This is a genomic window from Neobacillus drentensis NBRC 102427, assembly GCF_001591445.1.
In the GTDB taxonomy this organism is placed as follows: domain Bacteria; phylum Bacillota; class Bacilli; order Bacillales; family Cytobacillaceae; genus Neobacillus; species Neobacillus drentensis.
In genome coordinates this window covers 1-2,907 of the sequence record NZ_BCUX01000116.1, presented here as the reverse complement: position 1 = coordinate 2,907, position 2,907 = coordinate 1, and the positions used below count along the sequence as shown (strand labels likewise).

Sequence of the window (2,907 nt, the reverse complement as noted above, 5' to 3'; positions counted from 1 at the left end):
GCTTATTTTACTTTTACTGCTTACTCGATTAAGGAAAAGACATTTTATTTAAAAAGGAGTGAGTTTTATAACAAAAATCCAAGAGAACCTCATTTTGAGGCATTATGGTGAGGTTTTATATCAATAAGATTTTGCTTTTCTAATAAAAAGACTCGCCAATTACTATGGCGAGTTTTACTCTTTTATATACCTATAACGATGCCAATACGACTGTCATTTTGGCACGTATTTTATGAAAAGCACCTCAAAACGGAACCCTTTACTATTAAAGGAAACCAATGTTATTTTTAGCCTAGATTGTGACAGGGTTACGTATGAATTCTTTTGCTGCAAGCCTGGCGTTTTCTTGTCCTGTTGCAAGAATTTCAGGTACCTTAAGTGGATTAATATCAAATCCCTCAGTAATAACAGAATCCATAACCTCAATCCCCAAGAAACGAAGAGCGATTTTTAAATAACGATCACCCGATTCTAACGCTTCCATAGGAGTACCAGTATACTGACCACCTCTTGTTTGGAGGTGAATGGCTTTTTTATTTGTTAACAGTCCTTTTGGCCCGTTAACGGTATGAGCAAATGTTTTACCAGCAATAAATAGATTGTCAATAAATGCTTTTAAAATGGCGGGGGAGTTTAAATTCCACATTGGAGAAACAAAAACAAAGTAATCATAACTGATAAACTCATTGGCGAGAGCATGCATTTTCAGTATTTTTTCTCGCTCAATCTCTGAAAGTTGGTCTAAGGTATATCCGTAACCAGCTAATTTCCCTCTTGCTGAAACCAAATCAGCATCCATTTGCGGGAACTCTAAGGAAAATAAATCCATTTTCTTAATTTCAACGTCGGGACGCTCTTGTTGGAAAGACTCTAGGAAGGCTTCCCCTATTTTAAGTCCCTTTGACTTCTCGATCCCTTTCGGATTCGCAGTTACATAAAGTAATTTCTCCATAAATTACACGACCTTCTTTATATATTTAGTTCAATATATTTATTATAAAAAAAATAACTTTGCTCAGTAATGAACAATGAGTGACGTTCTTGAACATTAAGTGTCGAATCTATTACTTTTGGTTCAAAACCGAAACCACTAGATTACTTAAAGAAAAGGGGATCTAAGTATTTGGAAAATTTTTTTATTAAACGCTTACAAAAAATTGTTGACTGTGTAAAAAGTCGGTGCTAATATACAACTATACCAATTAATTAGTTCAATAAACTAATTAATGAGGTGCACTTATATTTTTTTGAAAGTGTTTGAAAGGGATTTCAAAGTTTGGAATATTCAAAGAGTTTTAAGTAATTAAAGGTATAGGTTGTAAGGTAAATTACAAAAATAAAAGCATAATGGAGGGGTCAAAAATGGGTCAAACAGCAAAAAAAGAAGCTGCTCAAAGTTCTGCCAATGAATTTAGAAAGTTTGGAATGAAAGACAAACTAGGTTATATGTTTGGTGATTGGGGAAATGATTTCTTCTTTATTCTAGTAGCAGCATTTTTAATGGTTTTCTATACGGATGTTTATCATTTGAATCCGGCTGTAGTCGGCGGACTATTCTTTGCGGCACGTCTGTGGGATGCCTTTGCAGATGTTTCGTGGGGACGCTTTATTGACACAAGAAAAGCAGGGGCAAACGGAAAATTTAAACCATGGATTTTAAGAATGTCATTTCCACTCGTAATTGTTGGTGTGTTAATGTTTGTTCACATTCCGGGTATGTCTAATGGTTTTTATCTTGCATATGCATATGTAACCTACATTTTATGGGGAACATTATACAGTACAGTTAATATTCCTTATGGCTCAATGGCTTCTGTAATCACAGGCGATCCTGTAGAACGTACGGCATTGTCAAGCTGGAGAACAATGGGTGGTAACTTAGCAGGATTAATCATAAACGTTGTTGGACCAATGATTTTGTTTGTTGATAATAAAGCAGATGCGAATCGATTCCTTTTAGGTGCAATCGTTTTCGGTGTTCTTGCACTCGCTTGTTATATTGCTTGTTATAAATTATCTGTTGAACGTATTGTAATTGATGAAACAAATAAACCAAAAGCGAACTTTGGCAAAACGGTAAAAGGTCTTGGTAAAAACAAACCACTCATTGTGTTCCTTATCCTTTCTTTACTGTTCATAATTTGCTTCATGTTAATTAGTACTGTAAACGTGTATTTATTTAAAGATTACTTTGGAAACGCTAAAGCATTGAGTATGGTTGGTCTTCTTCAATCGATAGCTGTATTTGTAGCTATGCCAATGGTAAGACCGTTAGTTTCAAAATTTGGTAAAAAAGAAGTGGCTTCTGGCGGTTTATTACTTGCTACTCTTGTATACACGGTTCTATATTTCCTTCCTAACTTAACAGCAACACAATTTATCGGAGTTTTAACCGTTGGAATGTTTGGTTATGGTTTCTTCAACCTTGTTATTTGGGCTTTCGTTACAGACGTTATTGATTATCATGAGTATTTAACTGGTTTACGTGAAGATGGAACCGTTTACTCAATTTATTCTATGGCACGTAAAATCGGACAAGCTGTTGCCGGTGGTGTGGGCGGTGCAGCGATTGCAGCAGTTGGTTACACTGCAGGTGCCGAAAAACAAACAAGTGAAGCTCTACAAGGAATTCATACACTAGGTACGCTAGTACCTGCAATTGTACTTGGTATAGTGTTCCTAATGATCGTATTTTTGTATCCATTAAACAAAAAGCGTACAGCGCAACTTGCAATTGATTTAGCTGAAAAGAGAAAAGGCAGAAATTAATTAGGTAAATTTGGGCTCCGATTTCATAGAAATCGGAGCCTTTTTTGTTGTATAGGAAATTATAAAATTATTTATTGTGGATAACTTGGAATAGTTTTCTGAATCCAGCTCCAGCGCCCAGCGGCTAGTGGACTTCGC

Annotated in this window: 2 protein-coding genes; one reads left to right on the top strand and one right to left on the bottom strand. The window is 35.6% G+C overall.

The features are described from left to right. Positions 1 to 292 precede the first annotated feature (292 nt). Positions 293 to 952: an FMN-dependent NADH-azoreductase gene (locus BDR01S_RS24345; RefSeq protein WP_066251666.1), complete on the bottom strand. Its 660-nt coding sequence runs from the start codon at positions 950 to 952 to the stop codon at positions 293 to 295. A gap of 410 nt (positions 953 to 1,362) precedes the next feature. Here BDR01S_RS24345 and BDR01S_RS24340 point away from each other — a divergent pair, with 410 nt between their 5' ends. Next, positions 1,363 to 2,769 carry an MFS transporter gene (locus BDR01S_RS24340; protein ID WP_066251668.1) on the top strand — a complete coding sequence of 469 codons (1,407 nt, stop codon included), beginning with the start codon at positions 1,363 to 1,365 and terminating at the stop codon, positions 2,767 to 2,769. Positions 2,770 to 2,907: the final 138 nt, after the last annotated feature.